Annotated in this window: 18 protein-coding genes; 12 read left to right on the top strand and 6 right to left on the bottom strand. The window is 67.9% G+C overall.

What is annotated here, in order from left to right; translation table 11 throughout:
- Nucleotides 1–12 precede the first annotated feature (12 nt).
- From cheB to JJL56_RS25550, 8 genes are read left to right on the top strand one after another with little or no spacing between them, the layout of a single operon-like run.
- Nucleotides 13–1,098 carry a chemotaxis-specific protein-glutamate methyltransferase CheB gene (cheB, locus tag JJL56_RS25585; RefSeq protein WP_200486801.1) on the top strand — a complete coding sequence of 362 codons (1,086 nt, stop codon included), beginning with the start codon at nucleotides 13–15 and terminating at the stop codon, nucleotides 1,096–1,098.
- A gap of 31 nt (nucleotides 1,099–1,129) precedes the next feature.
- Nucleotides 1,130–1,747: a HEAT repeat domain-containing protein gene (locus JJL56_RS25580; RefSeq protein ID WP_200486800.1), complete on the top strand. Its 618-nt coding sequence runs from the start codon at nucleotides 1,130–1,132 to the stop codon at nucleotides 1,745–1,747.
- A complete protein-coding gene (locus JJL56_RS25575; protein ID WP_200486799.1) occupies nucleotides 1,748–2,608 on the top strand; it encodes a CheR family methyltransferase in 861 nt (286 codons plus the stop codon).
- Nucleotides 2,609–2,620: 12 nt separating this feature from the next.
- A complete protein-coding gene (locus JJL56_RS25570) occupies nucleotides 2,621–3,049 on the top strand; it encodes a response regulator (protein WP_145627842.1) in 429 nt (142 codons plus the stop codon).
- Nucleotides 3,046–5,241: a chemotaxis protein CheA gene (locus JJL56_RS25565; RefSeq protein ID WP_200486798.1), complete on the top strand. Its 2,196-nt coding sequence runs from the start codon at nucleotides 3,046–3,048 to the stop codon at nucleotides 5,239–5,241. The genes JJL56_RS25570 and JJL56_RS25565 overlap by 4 nt, the downstream gene beginning before the upstream one ends.
- Nucleotides 5,241–5,489, top strand: coding sequence for a hypothetical protein (locus JJL56_RS25560; protein ID WP_200486797.1), 249 nt, complete (start codon nucleotides 5,241–5,243; stop codon nucleotides 5,487–5,489). The genes JJL56_RS25565 and JJL56_RS25560 overlap by 1 nt, the downstream gene beginning before the upstream one ends.
- Nucleotides 5,490–5,544: 55 nt before the next feature.
- Nucleotides 5,545–5,988, top strand: coding sequence for a type II RES/Xre toxin-antitoxin system antitoxin (gene parS / locus JJL56_RS25555; protein WP_200486796.1), 444 nt, complete (start codon nucleotides 5,545–5,547; stop codon nucleotides 5,986–5,988).
- Nucleotides 5,988–6,431, top strand: coding sequence for an RES family NAD+ phosphorylase (locus JJL56_RS25550; protein WP_200486795.1), 444 nt, complete (start codon nucleotides 5,988–5,990; stop codon nucleotides 6,429–6,431). The genes parS and JJL56_RS25550 overlap by 1 nt, the downstream gene beginning before the upstream one ends.
- A 9-nt stretch (nucleotides 6,432–6,440) precedes the next feature.
- On the opposite strand, the gene JJL56_RS25545 is transcribed toward JJL56_RS25550, so the two are convergent.
- The 5 genes from JJL56_RS25545 to JJL56_RS25525 form a co-directional block, all read right to left on the bottom strand.
- Nucleotides 6,441–6,839 carry a response regulator gene (locus JJL56_RS25545; RefSeq protein WP_200486794.1) on the bottom strand — a complete coding sequence of 133 codons (399 nt, stop codon included), beginning with the start codon at nucleotides 6,837–6,839 and terminating at the stop codon, nucleotides 6,441–6,443.
- A complete protein-coding gene (locus JJL56_RS25540) occupies nucleotides 6,836–8,665 on the bottom strand; it encodes a sensor histidine kinase (protein WP_247890273.1) in 1,830 nt (609 codons plus the stop codon). The genes JJL56_RS25545 and JJL56_RS25540 overlap by 4 nt, the downstream gene beginning before the upstream one ends.
- A 4-nt stretch (nucleotides 8,666–8,669) precedes the next feature.
- A complete protein-coding gene (locus tag JJL56_RS25535) occupies nucleotides 8,670–9,311 on the bottom strand; it encodes a chemotaxis protein CheC (RefSeq protein ID WP_200486792.1) in 642 nt (213 codons plus the stop codon).
- A gap of 242 nt (nucleotides 9,312–9,553) precedes the next feature.
- The gene (gene argE, locus JJL56_RS25530) at nucleotides 9,554–10,705 is read right to left on the bottom strand and encodes an acetylornithine deacetylase (protein ID WP_200486791.1); all 1,152 of its coding nucleotides are present in this window, start codon (nucleotides 10,703–10,705) and stop codon (nucleotides 9,554–9,556) included.
- 264 nt (nucleotides 10,706–10,969) lie between these two features.
- The gene (locus JJL56_RS25525; RefSeq protein WP_145627850.1) at nucleotides 10,970–11,317 is read right to left on the bottom strand and encodes a hypothetical protein; all 348 of its coding nucleotides are present in this window, start codon (nucleotides 11,315–11,317) and stop codon (nucleotides 10,970–10,972) included.
- A 382-nt stretch (nucleotides 11,318–11,699) separates the two neighbouring features.
- Between JJL56_RS25525 and JJL56_RS25520 the strand changes: the two genes are divergently transcribed.
- Complete coding sequence (locus JJL56_RS25520) at nucleotides 11,700–12,197, top strand: DUF2934 domain-containing protein (protein ID WP_200486790.1); 498 nt, start codon at nucleotides 11,700–11,702, stop codon at nucleotides 12,195–12,197.
- Between the two features lie 22 nt (nucleotides 12,198–12,219).
- On the opposite strand, the gene JJL56_RS25515 is transcribed toward JJL56_RS25520, so the two are convergent.
- Entirely contained in the window at nucleotides 12,220–13,515 is a 1,296-nt protein-coding gene (locus JJL56_RS25515) for a family 4 glycosyl hydrolase (RefSeq protein ID WP_200486789.1), read from the bottom strand.
- Nucleotides 13,516–13,712: 197 nt separating this feature from the next.
- Here JJL56_RS25515 and JJL56_RS25510 point away from each other — a divergent pair, with 197 nt between their 5' ends.
- The 3 genes from JJL56_RS25510 (at nucleotide 13,713) to JJL56_RS25500 (ending at nucleotide 18,274) form a co-directional block, all read left to right on the top strand.
- Nucleotides 13,713–15,047 carry a GH1 family beta-glucosidase gene (locus JJL56_RS25510; RefSeq protein ID WP_200486788.1) on the top strand — a complete coding sequence of 445 codons (1,335 nt, stop codon included), beginning with the start codon at nucleotides 13,713–13,715 and terminating at the stop codon, nucleotides 15,045–15,047.
- Between the two features lie 198 nt (nucleotides 15,048–15,245).
- A complete protein-coding gene (locus JJL56_RS25505) occupies nucleotides 15,246–15,989 on the top strand; it encodes a hypothetical protein (RefSeq protein WP_200486787.1) in 744 nt (247 codons plus the stop codon).
- Between the two features lie 227 nt (nucleotides 15,990–16,216).
- Nucleotides 16,217–18,274, top strand: coding sequence for a glycosyltransferase (locus JJL56_RS25500; protein WP_200486786.1), 2,058 nt, complete (start codon nucleotides 16,217–16,219; stop codon nucleotides 18,272–18,274).
- The last annotated feature ends 10 nt before the right edge of the window (nucleotides 18,275–18,284 follow it).

The following is an 18,284-nucleotide window of genomic DNA, read 5'->3' as shown; positions in this document are numbered from 1 at the left end:
GGCGGTCCCGTCATGGTGAAGGTCCTGGTCGTCGATGACTCGGCGCTGATGCGGCGGCGAATCGGCGAGATCCTCTCGTCCGCCGGTTTCGAGGTGGAAACCGCCGCCGATGGGGCGCAAGCGCTGGAACGACTGTCCGACTTCAATCCGGATGTGGTGACCCTGGACGTCACGATGCCCGGTATGGACGGACTTGCCTGCCTGAAGCGCATCATGGTCGAGCATCCGAAGCCGGTGGTGATGGTGTCCGCCCTGACCGCGGATGGGGCGGAGGTGACGCTGGAGGCCCTGCGGCTGGGGGCGGTGGAGGCGGTGCGGAAGCCGACGGGGATTGGTGCCATCGCCGGCATCGCCGGGGAGCTGGTCGACACCGTGCGCGCCGCCGCCGGGTCCAGACCCCGTCGGGTCCAGGGGCTGCGGGAACGGCTGCGCCGGGCGCGCGAGCGCATCGCCGGGGCGGATTTCCTGGCCGATACATCTTTGCCCGAACCGCGCCACGAGTCTGACGGCGCTGACGATCCGGGTGAAGGGCTGGTGCTGATCGGCGTGTCCACCGGTGGGCCGCGCACGCTGGAGGACATCCTGCCGCTTCTGCCGGCGGATTTTCCCTGGCCGGTGGTGGTGGTCCAGCACATGCCCGCCAGCTTCACAGGACCGCTGGCCCGACGCCTCGACGCCATTTCCGCCGTGACGGTGGTGGAGGCCGCGACGGCCACCGCGCTCCGGCCGGGTATGGTGTGCATCGCGCGCGGCGGCGCCGACCTTCAGATCGTCCGGCGCGGCGGGCGGCTCACCGCCCAGCCCGTTCCAGCGGACGAACGGCGGAACTGGCACCCCAACGTGGACCGGTTGGTCGAGAGCGCTCTGCGCGCCGTGGCACCGTCGCGGCTGATCGGCGTTCTCCTGACGGGCATGGGGTCGGATGGGGCGGTTTCGATGACGGAGCTGCGCCGCCAGGGCGGGCGCACCATCGCGGAGGCGGAGGGCAGCGCCGTCGTGTTCGGCATGCCGCAGGAACTGATCCGCTGTGGCGGCGCCGACATGGTACTGCCGTCCGACCGGGTGGCGCAGCAGGTGACGCGGTGGGTGAGGGGGTGATGGTGATGACAGGCGCGGTGGAGGCGGCGGCATGGCTCTGGTGAAGGCGCGGAAGATCGATGGAGCGAAGCCCGCGGCGGCCGTGGAGGGCGGCGATCCGCTGGCGTGGCTGGAGGACGCCGACCCGGCCCTGCGCCGCCGGGCCGCCCACGCGCTCGGCGAGCGTCCCGACGCCGTTCCCGCCCTGTCCGCAAGGCTGACGCGCGAGGAGGAGCCGAGCGTCCGCGAAACCCTTCTCACCGCTCTGGTCCGCACCGGAACGGCTGAGGCCGCGGCGGCGCTGGTGCCCTATCTGGCGAGCGAAGACGTCGGGCTGCGCAACGGCGTGATCGAAAGCCTTCAGCAGATGCCCGCCGCCGTGGTGATGCCGGAGGTCGCCCCGCTGCTGACGGCCGCGGATTCGGATCTGCGCATCTTCGCGGCCCAGCTCATCGGGAAGCTGCCCCATCCGGATCGGCTGGCCCGGCTGGCCGGGGTGATCGACCATGATCCGCACGTGAACGTCTGCCTCTCCGCAGTGGAGGCGCTGATGGAAAGCGGCGATCCCGCGGCCCTGCCGGTCGTGGAGCGGCTCGGCGGGCGTTTTCCGGACGATCCCTTCGTCGCCTTCTCCGTCGATGCGGCGCGCCGCCTGTTTTCCGGAGCCTGAATGACGCTGCCTTCGGACAAGGGGGACGCCGTCGGCCTGAGCGCCGCGGATTACGATGCCTTCTGCCGGTTCCTGCGGGAACGCACCGGCCTGTCCTTCACCGAGGCCAAACGCTACTTCGTCGACCGCCGCGTGTCGGAGCGGATGGCGGCGGTCGGCGTCGACCATTTCCGCAAATATCTGAATCTGCTTCGTTTTCAGGCGTCGGGGGAGGAGTTGCAGCTTCTCGTCAACCGCATGACGGTGAACGAGACCTATTTCTTCCGCGAGATGTACCAGTTGGACTGCCTCGTGGACGCGGCGTTGGACGAGGTGGTGCGCGGGCGTGAGCCGGGGAGCCGGGTGCGCATCTGGTCCGCCGGCTGCGCCACCGGGGAGGAGCCATACTCCATCGCCATCACGCTGCTGGAGCGATGGAGCCGGGTGGACGATTTCGAGATCGAGCTGTACGCCTCGGACATCGACAGCCATGTGCTGGCCCGCGCGCGGGAGGGCATTTACGAGGAACGGTCGCTCCAGGCGATGCCGCATGATCTCGTCGCCAAATACTTTACCCGGCTGGACGACCAGCGCTGGCAGATCATGGAGGAATTGCGGGACTCCATCGATTTCTCGCTGGTGAATATCGCCGATCCGCAGCAAATGGCGAATTTTCGTGGCATCGACGTCATCTTTTGCCGCAATCTGCTGATCTATTTCGACGATTTGGGGCGACGCGAGGCGGCGTCGATGTTCTACGACGCGTTGTCGCCCAACGGGTTCATCTGCCTTGGCCATTCGGAGAGCATGAGCCGGATGTCCTCCCTGTTCGTGCCGCGCCGGTTCCCCGACGCCATCCTTTATCAGAAGCCCCAGAGTTAAGGAGGCCGCCTGGTGACCGACCGACCAAACCCGCAAACCCGCGTCCTCGTGGTGGACGACGCCGTGACCGTCCGGGCCTACACCCGGCAGGTTCTGGAGGCCGATGGCTTTCTGGTCGACGAGGCGGTGAACGGGATCGACGGGCTGGAGCACGCGCTGGCATCCACGCCGGATCTGCTGATCGTGGACATCAACATGCAGAAGATGGACGGCTACACCATGCTGCGCCGCCTCCGGCAGGAGCAAACCCTGCGGGACGTGCCGGTGATCATGATCAGCACCGAAGCCAAGGACAGCGACCGCGAGAAAGCGCTGCTGGCGGGGGCCAACTGGTATGTCGTCAAGCCGGTGCGCCCCGCCGATCTCACCGCCGCCGTCCGTCTGCTGACCGGCCGGCGTCAGGTGAGTGGACGCCAGGACAGGGGCGAGGGACGGTCATGAGCGCGCTGTTCGAGCAGTTCATCCTGGAATCGCGGGAGTTGCTGGAGGCGGCAGGCGCCGCGCTGCTGCGGCTGGAGCGCGATCCGGCCGACCAGGGCGCGGTCAACGACCTGTTCCGCGCGTTGCACACGCTGAAGGGCGCCACCGCCCTGTTCGACATGGCGCCCTTCACCCGCATGGTCCATGCCGGCGAGGACGCGCTGATGGCGGTGCGCGACGGACGCGCCGCCATGCATGGTGAACTGGCCGACCGGCTGCTCGGTCTTCTGGATACCGGTGTGGCCTGGATCGATGGGTTGGAGCACAGCCAATCCCTTCCCGACGACGCCGACGCCCGCGCGCAGGCGCAGGAGGCGGGGCTGCGCGCCGCTCTCGGCAGGCCGGCGGAGGTCGCGGGCAGCGTTACGCCCGCCGGATTCGCCTGGGTGGATGAACTTCCGGAGGCGGAGCGGGCGAAGGCCGCGGGGCGCACGGTCACCGCCATCGCCTACGACCCCGCGGAGGACTGTTTCTTTGCCGGGGATGATCCGCTGGACCTGTGCCGCCGTATCCCGGACCTGCTGCTGCTGCGCATCGAGGCCGCCGGAGCGTGGCCGCCGCTGACGGATATCGATCCCTACCGTTGCGTCCTGCGCTTCCGCGCGCTGAGCGGCGCGCCCAAGGACGAGTTGACGCGCCTGTTCCGCGGCGTTCCCGATCAGGTGTCACTCGCCGCGGTCGCGATACCCGTCCTGGCCGGACCGGTGTCCCCCGCCGTGCCGCCCAGCCTCGCCACGGCCATGCTGCGGGAGCAGGCCCGCATCCTCCGCCTGCCCGGCAGCGACGTGGAGACGGCGGCCCGCCGGGCGGCGGTGCTCCGGGCGGCGCGCAACATCCTCGGCGCCGAGGGACGGGACGCGGAGGGGCCGGTGCTGGATCGTGCCGCCGAAGGCCCGGCGGACGGGCTCATCCGCTGCATCGAGACCCTGGCCGACGGAGAGGCGGCGCTGGCGCAGGCAACGCCCGTTGCACCGGCAGTCCCGGCGCGGCGGGCGCTGCGGGTGGATGCGGAGCGCATGGACCGGCTGATGGCGCTGGTCGGCGAACTGGTCGTCGCCAAGGGAAGCCTGCCCTACCTCGCGCGCGAAGCGCAGGAGGGGCGGAGCGCCGACGCGCTGGCCCAGGGCATCAAGGATGCTCATGGCCGCATCGACTCCATCGTGGGCGAGTTGCAGGACGCGGTGCTGCGGCTTCGCCTCCTCCCCCTGTCGCGCGTCTTCGACCCGCTGCCCCGGCTGGTCCGCGACACCGCGCGTCGGCTCGGCAAGCCGGTCGAACTGCACCTGTCCGGCGGCGAGACGGAGGCGGACAAGGACATTCTGGACATCCTGGGCGAACCGCTGCTGCACCTCGTCCGCAACGGGCTGGACCACGGCGTCGAGCCGCCGGAGCGCCGCCGCGCCGCCGGAAAGCCGGAGGTGGCGACGATCCGCATCCAGGCCTTCCAAGACAGCGGCGGCGTGGTGGTGGAGGTTTCCGACGACGGGGCGGGCATCGACGCCGAGGCCGTGCGCCGCAAGGCGGTGGGCCGAGGCGCCCTGACCGCGGAACAGGCGGCGGCCCTGTCCGACGCCGAGGCGTTGCGTCTGATCCTCCTTCCGGGGGTCAGCACATCGGAAACCGTGTCCGACCTGTCGGGCCGCGGGGTGGGAATGGACGCCGTGCGCGGCGCGGTGGAGCAGGCGGGGGGACGGGTGGAGGTCGCTTCGACCCCCGGCGCCGGCACGCGCTTCCGTCTCGTCCTGCCGCTGACGATGATGGTGACGCGGCTGGTGATGGTGGAAACGGCGGGCGCGCTCTACGGATTTCCAGTCACGCTGGTCACCGGCATGCACCGCGTTCCCCATGGCGCGATCCGCCGGATGAAGCACGCGGAGAGCGTGGTCTTGCAGGACACGGTTGTGCCGCTTCTGCGGCTGCGCCGCCTGCTCAACCTGCCGGAAGACGAGCGTGTGCGGAGCGGGGAGGCGGTTCTGCTGGTCGATCTCGGCGGGCAGCCGGTGGCCCTGGTGGTGGACGCCTTCCGGGAGCGCGCCGACGTGGTTCTGAAGCCGATGACCGGGTTGCTCGCCCGGCTGCGCGGATACGCCGGCACGGCTGTGCTCGGCGACGGGCGCCTTCTGCTCGCCCTCAACCTGCGGGAGCTGGTGTGATGCCCATTCATTTCGACGACCGCACCGCCCGTTTCGAGGGCGCCTGCACGGTGGAAGAAGCGATTCCGCTGGCCGAATGGCTGTGCGCCGCGGAGAAACCCCGGCTGGATCTTGGCGGCTGCACCTCCCTGCACACCGCGCTGTTGCAGGTTCTGCTGGCGGCGGGGAAGCCGATCGCGGTGCCACCGCAAGGCGCTTTTCTGAGGGACTGGGTGATGCCGGCGCTGGGCGACGCGCACCCGGCTTGACGCGTCTTGCGCAAGGTGCCACATGTCTATTGGCATTTTGCGCAGGGAGGCTTCGATGCCCGGCTATGACGCGGCTTTGGCGGACCGTCAGCGATCCTTGACCGCGGTGCTTCTGGGGCTTGACCAGCCGCCCGCCGACGATCTGGCGGTGGTGCGGGTCGTGCGCAACCGCCTGCGCACCCAGGCCATCGGCGCGTTGCAGGCGGCGGGGCTGGACGCCAGGGCGCTGGGCCGGATCATTCCCCGCCGCACCTTGGAGCACCGCCGACAGAAGGGTGAGGCGCTGTCGCTGGAGGAAAGCGAGCGCGCCTACCGGACGGCAAGCGTCCTGGCGCTGGCCGAGGCGGTGTTCGGCAACCGCGACAAGGCGCTGTCCTGGCTGAACGCGCCCAAGGAGCGGTTCGGCGGCGAGGCGGCGGTCGATATGATCGATACCGATGTCGGGGCGCGGCTGGTGGAGGACGCGCTGATCCAGATCGACGAGGGCTATTTCGCGTGATGCTCTGGCGCATCAGCAACCACGCCGACCTCCAGGGCATCGGCGGGCTGCGCGCGCCGGCCCGGTGGCACAACCGGGGCCGTCCGGTGGTTTACCTGGCCGAATCCCCGCCGGGCGCCTTGATCGAAATCCTTGTCCATCTCGAGGTTTCGTCTCCGGCCCTGCTGCCGGACCGTTACCGCCTGCTGGGTGTCGCGGCGGAGGATGGCGTGGCCGCGCCGCCTTGCCCGCCGCTGCCGCCCGACTGGACCGTCCGCAGCGAGGTCACCCGGGCCATCGGCGACGCGTGGTTGGCGCAGCGGGCCTCGGCCTTGATGCGGGTGCCGAGCGCCATCATGCCGAACGTCCACAACGTGCTGCTCAACCCCCTGCATCCCGACAGCGCACGGGCGCGGATCGTCGAGGTGGTGGATGTCCCCTTCGATCCACGCCTGTTCCGCTAGCCGCAGGTATCAGGAAAACAGTTCCATCGTGTCGGGAACCTTGGTGGGCGTCCGCCCGGCCAGGATGGCGCGGACCGCTTCGACCGCGGACACCAGCGAGGTTTGCGAGAAGGGTTTGGGCAGGCAGCCCACCCCATACTCGCGCGTCGGCTCGACCTCCTCGCGGTAGGAAGTGACGAACAGGCAGGGGATGCCCAGCGCGGTCATCCGGCGGGCCGCGTCGATGCCGCTGGAACCCTGGGCGAGATGGATGTCGACCAGCGCCAGATCCGGCTTGATCTCCTGCGCCAGGATCAGCGCCTTTTCGCTGGTGGAGGCCGGCCCATGCACCTCGTGCCCGGCGGTCTCCAGGTAGAAGCTCTGTTCCATGGCGATGAGGACCTCGTCCTCGACGAGAAGGATCTTCATCCGTTCCACTCCGCCGCGCTGTCTTCAAGGATGGGTCCGCGCGTTTCCGGCATGGTCAGCGCGATGCGGAAGGATGTGCCCCGGTCGACCGGCATCAGCGTGACCGTCGCCCCGACCTGACCGGTCAGGCTGGTGATCAGCCTCATGCCGAGACTGCGCGACCGCCGCATGTCAAATCCGGCGGGAAGGCCGGGCCCTTGGTCGGTCACGGTCAGCGCCAGCAAATCGTCGGCTCGGTCGAGCGACACCAGGACGTTGGCGGGCGAGGCGCCGCGGTGCTTGATGGCGTTGGTGATCAGTTCGTTGGCGATCAGTCCCAGCGGCGCCGCCTGATCGATGGGCAGGTCGACGCGCTCGGCCCGCACCTCGATCGAGCCCAGCGTGTCGCCGCCCGACGCGCGGGACAGGTCGGTGCACAGCTCGTTCAGGTAGCTGCCGAACTCGATGGTCTGGAACTGCTCGGTCTGGTACAGCCGGCTGTGCACCCGCGCGATGGCGTCGATGCGGCTGCGGGCGTCCTGGAAATGAACCCGCTCGGCGGCGCCCGGCAGGCTCATGGTCTGGAGAGTCAGCAGGCTGGAGACGAGCTGCAAGCTGTTCTTCACCCGGTGATTCACTTCGCGCAGCAGCGTGGACTTCTGCCCCACCAGCTTGCGAAGCGCCGCCTCCATCGACTTGATCTCGGTGACGTCGATGTGCATCAGCACCGCTCCGCCGAAGGGACCGGCGGCCATCGGTGCCGCAAGACAACGGTACCAGCGCGCCCCGGCGTGGGACAGGCCCGGATATTCGATGGACACCGGCGACCCGCCGCGCAGCAGGCCGCGCAGCCCCTCGATCAGCGCGTCGGCATGCTCCGCCCCACTGCGCGTGGCGGCGCAGGCCTCAAGATAATCGTCGCCGATGGCCGATCCATCGCCTAGGAAACCGGCTTGCGGACCGCTTTCCGCCCAGGCTTTGTTGACGAAAATGATGTGTCCGCCATGGTCGAGCACGGCGATGTGCGCCGGCAGCGCGTCCAGCGTGGCCTTGGTCTGCTCGGCCAACTGGCGCATGGCGAGCGCGTTGGCCTTCAGCTCCTCGCGGGTGCGCCGGCGTTCGGTGATGTCCCGCAGGACGCCGGTGATGAAGCTCCGCCCCTCCGACTCCCAGCGGGCGAGCGACACCTCCAGATCAATGCGGGTGCCGTCGCGCTTGCGCCCGATCAGCTCCACCGGGGCCGGCCGTCCGGCCGGGTCGCGCTCCAGCAGGCCGGACCAGTCGGGGGAGCCTTCGGCGAGGAAGAGGCTGACATGCTGGCCGATCAGCTCGTTGGGCGGAAAGCCGAACTGCCGGGCGGCGGCCCCGTTGGCCCATTGCACGACGCCGCGCGTGTCGGTGGTGACGATGGCGTCGGGGGCGGTGTCCACGATGGCGCGGTAGCGCGCGTCCCGCTGCTCGCGCAGAACCCGTTCCCGATTGACCACCGCGGTGACGTCGCTCACCTGGATCAGACAGTAGGAGGCGTTGCTGACGATGAAGGGACGGATGAGCACGTTATGGACCATCCGCCGGCCGTCGGCGCAGCGCAGCGGGAACAGGACCGGGTTCAGCGTGTGGGACAGGACGCTGGGCGCCCCGGTCTCCAGCACGTCGCGCACCGCGTTGTGCAGCCGCGTGTTGCGCAGCGATGGCAGGGCTTCCACCAACTCCTGCCCGTGGATGCCGGGTTCGGGGGTTCCCGACGCCCTTTCCATCCAGCGATTCCAGAACTGGACGCGGCCATGGCGGTCCAGTACGACGATGCCGGCGTCCATTGCGTCCAGAAGACCATTCAGCCAGGGCATGCGCTTAAACTCGGTCGGTTCCATCGGGCGTTCCGGAGGCGATGCGGTCGATGAATCCATGGATCAGTCCCTTCAGCGACTCCAGAGACGACAGGCCCATGAGCAACGCGATGTAGCCGCGGATGCTCCGGCTGCGGATCAGGAAGTCGATGTAGAGGAACATCACCAGCTCGTCGGGGTTCGGCCCGTTGCTTTGGAAGATGCGGTCGCTGTCGCCGCGCAACACGCTGGGCAGCGAGATGTCCAGATTGTCCTTCAGCGTGTTGGCCATCACGACCAGGCAGCCGTTGAGGATGATGTTGCCGATCTCGGCGAGCGCGTCCTGCTCCAGATCGACGATCTCCTCCAGGCTCAGCTCGCTGCCCAGGACGGCGCGGGCCAGCTCCAGACTGTTGGTCTCGGGGAAGATCAACAGGGCACGACCGGAAAAGGACCCTTCGAAACGCTGCTCCACCGCGACGAGGCTCATTTTCTCACGCGCGGCCAGAAGGCCGGCGGCGTCGTTGCGGCTGACGATTTCGATGGAGGGAACCGACAGCAGGACCTGATCCGCGACCATGCGGCTGAGATGGGTCGCGGCACGGCCGACGCCCATGTTCACCAGTTCGGTCAGCGCGTCGCGCTCGAGGTCGCTCAGATCAACCATGCACCGACGCTCCCGTCTCCATGGAAGCGCCGTGGCATCGGCGCCCCCAGGCACAGTGCGACAGGAACGCCATCAAAGTCTCCCCCGTCAACGGCATAGGCCAAATTGGGAGTGCTCTAGGCAGTTCAGCAACAAGGTGCCGTCGATCCAACAATTGGTTCCTTCCATTGATCGCGGTTCGAATAAAAGGGCCGCCTGTATTATGGGTCCGGCGTGACGCTCCGCCGCACCCCTGTTGCGGCTCAGGCCGCCAATCGGCGGACGAGATCCCGGAGGAACCCTTCGCAGGCCGTGACCTGGGTGACGTCGATGTACTCGTTGGGCTGATGCGCCTGATCGATGGAGCCCGGGCCGCAGAGCACGGTGGACAGGCCGGCCTCCTGGAATTGCCCGGCCTCCGCCGCGAAGGAAACCATGCCGGTGTCGTTGCGCCCGGTCAGGGCGTGGCAGAGCTGGGCCGCCGGCCCGTCCGGTTCCGGCGCGAGGCCCGGCACGCCGGCGAGCTGCTCGGTGCGGATGTCGCAATCCGGGCTGATCCGCCGCATGGCGGCGCGCAGCCGCTCGCATTCCGCCTCGAACCGGTCGCGGTAGCGCGTCCAGTCGTCGCCGGGCAGCGGGCGGATGTCCCAGACGAAGGAACAGTGGCGGGCGGTGATGTTGGCCGCCGTGCCGCCTTCGATCGTTCCGACCTGCAGCGTGGTGAAGGGCGGGTCGAACCCGCAGGCGGGGGCCGCGGCCGCGGCGTTCTCCGCGGCCATGTCGCCGACGAGCGTGACGAGCCGCGCCGCGGTCATCACGGCGCTGACCCCGCGATCGATCTGGGACGAGTGGACCTCGTGGCCGGTGACCGTGGTGCGCAGCACGTAGCAGCCCTTGTGGGCCAGCACGACCCCCATCGAGGTCGGCTCGCCGACGATGACGGCGCTGGGGCGCGGCAGCTCATGGGCGATCCGGGCGATCATGGCCGGGGCGCCGATGCAGCCGACCTCCTCGTCGTAGGACAGCGCCAGATGCAGCGGCCGCTTCAGCCCAGCCTCCAGGATCTCCGGCAGCAGGGCCAGCGCCACCGCGGGGAAGCTCTTCATGTCGGCGGTGCCGCGCCCGTAGAGGCGCCCGTCGCGCTCGACCAGGGTGAAGGGATCGGTGTCCCAGGGCTGCCCGTCCACCGGCACCACGTCGGTGTGGGCCGACAGCACCACGCCGCCTTCGGTCATCGGGCCGATGGTGGCGAACAGGTTCGCCTTGGCGCCATCCGGGCTGGGGACAAGTCGGCTTTCCACGCCGTATCCGGCGAGATAGTCCCGAACCCAGTCGATCAGCGCCATGTTGGAACGGCGCGAAACCGTGTCGAAACCGACCAGGCGGGCGATCATCGCCTTGGAGACGTCTTGCACCCTTACGATCCAATCTGCGGGCCATTCTGCGGGACGACGCCGCTGACTCCGCGCTTGTGATAATCTTTAGCAGTCAGACACTGGCCCCTGCATCATACGAAGTCAAATGAGTCGTCCGGATTGCGCGGACATAGCGGCTAACGGCAGTCACCGGTTGAATGGCTCTCCCGCAATCGGAGCGCCATCCAACCGGTCGCAAAGCGGGATCGCTCGGACCGGACCCTCAGGGGGCGAAAGGCAGCGAGACGAAAGGCGGTGGGGCGGTCAGGCCGCCGACCAGACTTTCTCGGTCAGGATCGTGCGCACCAGGGTCAACGCGCTCTCGGCGCTCTCGCGCCCGTCGAGCTTCGCCGCCACCGCTTCGATCTGGGCCGGCGGCAGGGTGGCACGCAGGCGCCGCACCGTGTCGGTCAGGTGCTTCCTGGCGAAGCGCGCTTGGTTCCCGCGTTCCGACAACTCTTGGAAGGCCAACCGCCGGGTGGTCGCGTCGCGTCCGGCGCTGGCCGCCGTCGCCCGCTCCGCCGCCGCCGCAAGCTCGTTGGAGGATTGGAGATAATTGCTGATGGCTTCGGTCAGGATACGGTTGGCTTGAAGCAAGGGATCAAGGGACATGCGCTGAACTCTTTGCCTTCCGTGACGGCACTGGGCCGCAGACGGCCCCCTTGCCAAGACGTTTCACCCGAAGTTAATTGGGCTGGCCGGCCCGCATCAACCCGGCGAAGGGTTCTATGCGGACCGCAAGCCTGACAGCGCCGGTGCCGGTGGGGCGCAGCCGACGCATGGTCTATCACCGTCCGCTGTCTGTCGAGGCTGGACAAGCAATGGGCCTATGAATTTCCTATGAACTAAGGCACGCTTTCTTTGTGTGCGTTTATCGTCACATAAACCGGGCACTAAAACGGGAACCCACGGGCACAGGACGCCGTTTCCCTCGAGCGTCGATGTTTCTGCGGCCAAAGCCCACTTGGACCAAAGCCCACTTGGAGACGGAAGAATGCAAGGCGATCGTGAGGACCGCATCCGCCACCGCGCCTATGAGATCTGGGAGCGCGACGGGCGACCGGAGGGACGGGGAGAGGACCATTGGGCGCAGGCCTGCGCCGAGATCGAAGCCGAAGACCGCGCAACCACCATGGCGGAGCCGGCCGCCATGGTCGCGGCCGTTAAGGATGCCGCCACGGGCGCGGTGAAGAAGGCGGTCCGCCGGACCAAGACGGTGGCGACCGAACTGCTGGGCGTCGGCCTGAACGCCGTGGTCGATGTGGTCGAGGAGGCCGTCGCCTCCAAGAAGCCGCGCGCCCGCAAGGCCAAGGCCGAAGCGGCGGCCACGAACGAAGCCCCGGCCGAAACCCCGGCTGCGGAGCCGGTTCCGGCAGCCACGAAGGCGGCGAAGCCGCCCCGCGCCAAGGCCGCGAAGGCGGAAACGGCGAAGCCGGCCGGTCCGCGCACCCGCCGCAAGCCGGCCGTGTCGGACACCGAACCGGCCCATTGACCCGCACCGGCCCTGCGCGCTCCTAAACACAGGGGCGGATGTAGGGCCGGTTCGCCTCCCACAGTTCGTCCAGGATCTTCACGGCGGCGTCTGTGGAGTTTATCACCGGGTCGATCAGCAAAGCCTGGAGCGCCAATTCCTTTGAGGCGTGAACCGCCGCCTCGACGGACAGTTGCTGCACGCTTGCCTGGACGTGCAGCAGTTTGGCGATCGGGTCGGGCAGGGGGCCGAGCGAAACCGGGTGGACGCCCGCCGCGTCGGCCAACAGCGGCACTTCCACCGCCAGATCGGGCGGCAGGTTGGGAATGGCGCCCTGGTTGTAGACGATCCCCGACTCGATGAACCGCTTCTGGTTGTGCAGCACCCCGGTGATGACCTGCACGGCCCGCTCGCCCCAGGACGGTTGAGTCCAGTCGTCCGGCACCGGAGTCGTCCCGGCAATCGTCCCGTCCATCAGCGCGTTGAGGATGCCGCGTCCGCGCTCGTCCTCCGTGAAGTCGAATCCATGCTCCCCGCCTTCCCAGCCGTAGGGGAGGTATTCGCCCATATGGTCGTCGCTGCAGGTCGGCCACAGGCCGAAGCTGTTGAACAGGCGACGGGTCAGCGGCGTGAAGGCCGGATCGTGGGTCTTCTCCTTCTCGCGCAGCAGCGGGTAGAGATCGCGTCCGGTCGCCTTGTCGCGGATGTGCATCAGCCACTGGAAATGGTTCAGCCCGGCGCCCCAGACCTCGACGTCCTTCTCGGCCATGCCGAGGATCTGGCAGATGAACCAGCGGGCCAGGAAGATGCCGTGGCACAGGCCCAGCGTCTTGACCTTCGTGTATTTGCCGAGCCCAAGAACGACGCGGCTTTCCGGGTTGGACAGGTTGATGAACTGCGCGTCCGGGCACAGTTCCTCGATGTCGCGGGCGAAGTCGAAGATCAGGGGCAGGGTGCGCAGTGTGAAGAACAGGCCGCCGGGGCCACCGTTCTCGCCGAGCGTGTGGCGGATGCCATGCTTCTTCGGCACCTCGAAATCGAGTTTCCACAGGCGGTTGCGGTCGATGGCGACGGAGTTGACGACGAATTCGGCACCCCGTAGGGCGGCGCGGCGGTCGGTGGTCTGTTCGATGATCAGGCCGGCATTGCCCTTGGCGTTCAGCAGGCGGGCGAGCGCCGTCATGCGGTCGAGCGCCGCCGGATTCGTGTCCACCAGCGTCAGGGTGCTGCCCGCCAGCTCCGTCGTGGTGAGAAGGTCGCGGTACATGCTCAGCCCGAAGGCCGCGCTGCCGGCGCCCAGGAAGACGATCCTGGTGGTTTTGGGAGTGGTAATGGCCATGGGACGCCTCCCGCCGGCGGGAATGCTGCTGTGCTGATTTGTCAGGGCAGCCGCCTTGCGCCAAATATACACTTATTAGGTCGAAGAGACTATACCTGATGGTTAGAATAAGCGCGCTGATCTGTTCGCTCGCGCAACATGGTGTTCGCATACGCGACAGTGCGTGTGCAGCATAATCATTTCGAGGGAGTTCCGCCATGGCACTCTTCACCTTCCCCAAGGACTTCCTGTGGGGGGCGTCCACCGCGGCCTATCAGATCGAGGGGGCGATTCACGAGGACGGGCGAGGCCCCTGCGTGTGGGACACCTTCACCGAGGCCGGGCGCATCCAGGACGGCAGCAGCGCCGCGGTCGCCTGCGACCATTATCACCGCTGGGCGGAGGACATCGCCCTGGTGAAGGACGCGGGCTTCAACGCCTACCGCTTCTCCATCGCCTGGCCGCGCATTCTGCCCAGTGGGACGGGGACGGTGAACGCGGCGGGACTCGACTTCTACGACCGGCTGATGGACGGGCTGTTGGCCGCCGGCATCCGGCCGATGGCCTGCCTCTACCATTGGGACCTGCCGCAACCCTTGGAAAGCCGTGGGGGTTGGCAGGGTCGGGAGATCGTCGGCCCCTTTGCCGACTACGCCCGTATCGTCGCCGCCCGGCTAGCCGACCGGGTGAAGGACTGGATGATGCTGAACGAGCCGAACGTGGTCGCCACCCACGGCTACGGCACGGGAGAGCACGCGCCCGGCCACAAGCTGGGCGAGACCGGCATCCTGCGCGCCCTGCACCACCAGAATCTGGCGCAAGGGGCGGCGCTCCGCGCCATAGCGGCGGAGCATTCCGGCCTGACGCTCGGCACCGTCATCAACCTCCAGCCCTGCCGGGCCGAGAGCGACCGGCCGGAGGACGTCGCTGCGGCGGCCCGCTGGGACGCGGTGTGGAACCGGGTGGCCCTGGACGGCGTGATGCGCGGCAAGATCCCCGACCTGATGGCCGAGCGGATGAAGGATTTCGTTCTGCCCGGCGACGAGGAGGCGATCCGCTTCCCCATCGACCTGCTGGGCATCAACTACTACTCGCGCATGACCATGAAGCACGAGACGGGGCATCCGTTCGACGTCTGGTGGGGCGACGCCCATTGCGACCGCTGGACCGCCATGGCCTGGCCGGTGCAGCCCGATGGGCTCTACGATCTGCTGATGGAGTTCAAGCGCGACTACGGCAACCCCGCCGTCTTCGTCGCGGAGAACGGCGCCGCCTACGACGACGTGGTGACGCCGGACGGACAGGTGCATGACGCGGAGCGCGTGGCTTTTCTGCGCGACCATGTGGCGTCGGTCGGGCGTGCCCTGGCCGATGGCTGCAACGTGAAGGGCTATTTGTGCTGGAGCCTGCTGGACAATTTCGAATGGGGTTTCGGCCTGTCGAAGCGGTTCGGCATCGTCCGCGTCGATTACGACACGCTGGTTCGCACGCCCAAGGACAGCTACCGTTTCCTGAGCGAAATGGCGAAGAGTGGGCGGCTTGATCTCATTTGATGGAGAGGAGAGCAGGCCGGGCGGTGCTCGATCTCGTCGGCCTGCTTTTTCTTTCTTCAGACAAAAATTTAAACAAATCAATACTTCACAATCTAATCATTAGAAAAGTAAGAGTTTTATATTAATTTACTTCTCGTGGTCTTGGTTGTAGACAGTCCGGTGCCAAACGCCATGCGTTCAGAATAACCGGAGGAAGCCATGGGAATTTCCGACGTTTCGGCATCCCTGTTCCAGGCCACCGCTGCGGCCTCCGTCCAGGCAAAACCTGCCACTGCGAAGTCCGGCGCCAAGGACGGGACGGGACCGGTCGCCTCCACGAACGACAAGGTCGATCTCAGCGATCTGGCGTCGGCGCTCAAGGGCGATGCGCTCGACCTGTTCAAGAACCTGTCGGCGGATGATCGGACGTCGCTGGGCAAGCTCGTTTCCAGCGGGGCGCTGTCGGCGGACGAACTCAACGACGCGCTGTCGTCCGCCCTGAAATCGGAGCGCAAGAAGGCGTTCTGGCAGTCCGCGAAGGAAGACACCGAGGCCGGGCGCACCCCTGACGGAGCGGCGCGCCAGCAGAGCATGAAGGCCATCTCGGATCGTATGGAGTCCGAGTTGGAAAGCCGGCGCGCTGCCATGTATGCGCCTGGGGTGAGCCCCCAAGACCGCTTTGCCGCGCTGAGCACGTTGAGCGAAGACCTGAAGGATATGCAGAATTCCTGGGATCAACTGGCCGGAATCGGCATGCCCATGAAAGCCTACACACTCAAGGGTGGCGATGAGCGATTCTTCGCAACGTCGAAAGAGCAGGCCGCCGGGCAGAAATTAAAGGATTTGGGCTTCCACTCGGGGACCTTTGATAAGGTGCTTTCGAGCCAATCCAAGGATTTTGCGCAGAAGTATCTGTCTGAGGAAGGGGCGGCCCGAATGACTTTGGGGAATGCGAACAAGTAATCTGAAACGCCTTCAGTGTTGGCTTTTTCCATATTGTCCGAGTTCAAACGTAAGGTGGGTGCGGGTCCGATCATTCCTGCCCCCGAATTGTCACATCGGAGTCAAGCGGAAGCGGTGCTATCGACAGTGGCGTGTCACCACTGCGTCCGCCCATGCATTCCGTTGGAACTCACACCGCTTCAGCTTCAGGGTCCGGTGACGCCGAAGACGTCCGCGCGGCCATCGTCGTGCCGACCTACAAGCATTCGGGTCTGCTGGTCGAGGCGTTGTCCACCGCGCTCGCCCAGGACACGGACTTCGCCTACGCCGTGGTCGTGGTCAACGACGGCTGCCCCTTCCCGGAAACGGAACGGGTGTGCCGGGAGTTCGCCGCGGCCCATCCGGGGCGGCTCTATCATCTGCGCAAGCGCAACGCCGGGCTGAGCGCGGCGCGCAACAGCGGGATCGCCTTCGCGCTGGACGCCTTTCCGGCGCTGGAGGCGGTCTATTTCCTCGATTCCGACAACCGCATCCGGCCTCATCTGCTGCAACGGATGCTCGACGCGCTGCGGGCGGCGGGGCCGGAGGTCGGCTGGGCCTATCCGGACGTCGACAAGTTCGGCTTCTTCGAATTCTGCGATATGTCCGGCGCCTATTCGCCGCTGGAGCACTTGTTCCGCAACGTCAGCGAGGCGGGCAGCATGGCGTCGCGCCGCCTGCTGGACAGCGGCGCCCGCTTCGACGAGGCGATGCGCCAGGGCAGCGAGGACTGGGAGTTCTGGCTCCAGGGGCTGGAACGCGGCTTCCACGGCGTCCATGTGCCGGGCACCGGCTTCGGCTACCGCCGCCGTGGCGAGAGCATGCTGACCGAATCGGAGCGCGACTACCGCCCCATCCTGACCCACATCCAGAAGCGCCACCCCGCGCTGTTCGCGGTCCAGGCCGTGCTGCGGGCGGAGGCGGCGGTCGGTCGGCGCTATGCCGTGTATCTGCCCGACCGCGCCACCGTCCGCTGCGTCACCGACCCCGCGCTGGGCGAAGAGGACGTGCCGCTCGCCGACTTCGTGCGCCGCGTTCTGCGCGCGCCGGAGCGGCCCGGCTACGGGGAGTGCCCCGGCCTGCTGGCGGTGATGGACTCCGGCCTTTACGAGCTGCTGAAGCGCCACGGCCTGCTGCGCGGCGCCTTGTGGGTTCTGGAGCGCGCGGCGGCCCAGGCGACCCTCGTGCGCGCCGAGGTGACGACGCGGACGGCGGAAGGTGGCTGCGCGCTGTCCTGGTCCGGTGCGCCCGTTGGGCTGCAAGTGGACGCGCCGTTCCCCCTGCCGGACGGCGGGGCGGCGATGGCGATGCTGTCCACCACGGTCCTGCTCGACCTTGTGCGGCGCCAGCCGGCGGGCACACCCCTGTTGGAGCGGGAGCCCTGGAAGCCCTGCGCCGAAGCTCGGCTGAACCTTACCCTGGCGCTGTCCGGCGTGGCGCAACCGCCGGCCAGCGCCGATGCCGCCCTGTCCACGCTGCGCGAGGCGATGGCCGCGGCGTGGTCGCGGCCATCCAACGGCGGATGGGCGGCGGCACCCATCGACCGCTACCGCGCCGGGGTCGCCACGCCGGAGGATGTCTATCGGACGGTGCATCGGCTGCCCTCGGTGCTGCCGCTGCTTCCGCCCGCGGGACAGCGGCGGCTGGCGGCGCTGGTGGCCGATCCCGCCGACGCGGGGGGGCTGGAAACCGCCGCCCGCATGGCCCGCTGGCTGGGCCGCAAGGGTTACGACGCGCATCTCGTGGCACTGGGCGGCGGCAGCCTGTCCCTGACGGCGGAGACGGCGGCGGCTTTCGCGTCGGTCATCCCCCATCCGTTGCCGCTGGTGCTGCCCGAACGCCCGCTGATCCGCCGCGACGCCTATCTGGGCACCCCGCTGCGTCCCTTGGACGCTGTGGAGGGGGATATGGCGGTCGGCACGCTGGCGGTCTTCGATCTGGTCGTAACGGTTCGGTGCTGTGCGGCGCACCCGCTGATGGGGCGGCTGCGCGCGCTCGGCGTGACGGGCTGGGCGATGCTGGGCTCGTCCGCAGCCCCGGACGCGCCGTCCCTGGCCGATGCGGTCAACGGCTGCGCCGCCTTCGAGCACGCCTATCAGACCGTCGTTCCGCTCGATGCCCTGACCTTCCGCCTGTGCCAAGGATTGGGGTTTCCGTCGGACAAGTTGCGGCGCTGGGAGGATGCGACGGAGCTGGACGCCGATCTCGATTGGGCGGCTTGCGCCACTCTGTCCTCGTGTCTTCCCGAACCATCCGCGGCCGCTTGAGAAGGGTGTC

The sequence above is a fragment of the Azospirillum aestuarii genome, from assembly GCF_016632405.1.
GTDB classification, from domain to species: domain Bacteria; phylum Pseudomonadota; class Alphaproteobacteria; order Azospirillales; family Azospirillaceae; genus Azospirillum; species Azospirillum aestuarii.
Note: the sequence above shows the minus strand (reverse complement) of the source record. Positions and strands in the feature narration are given on the sequence as shown.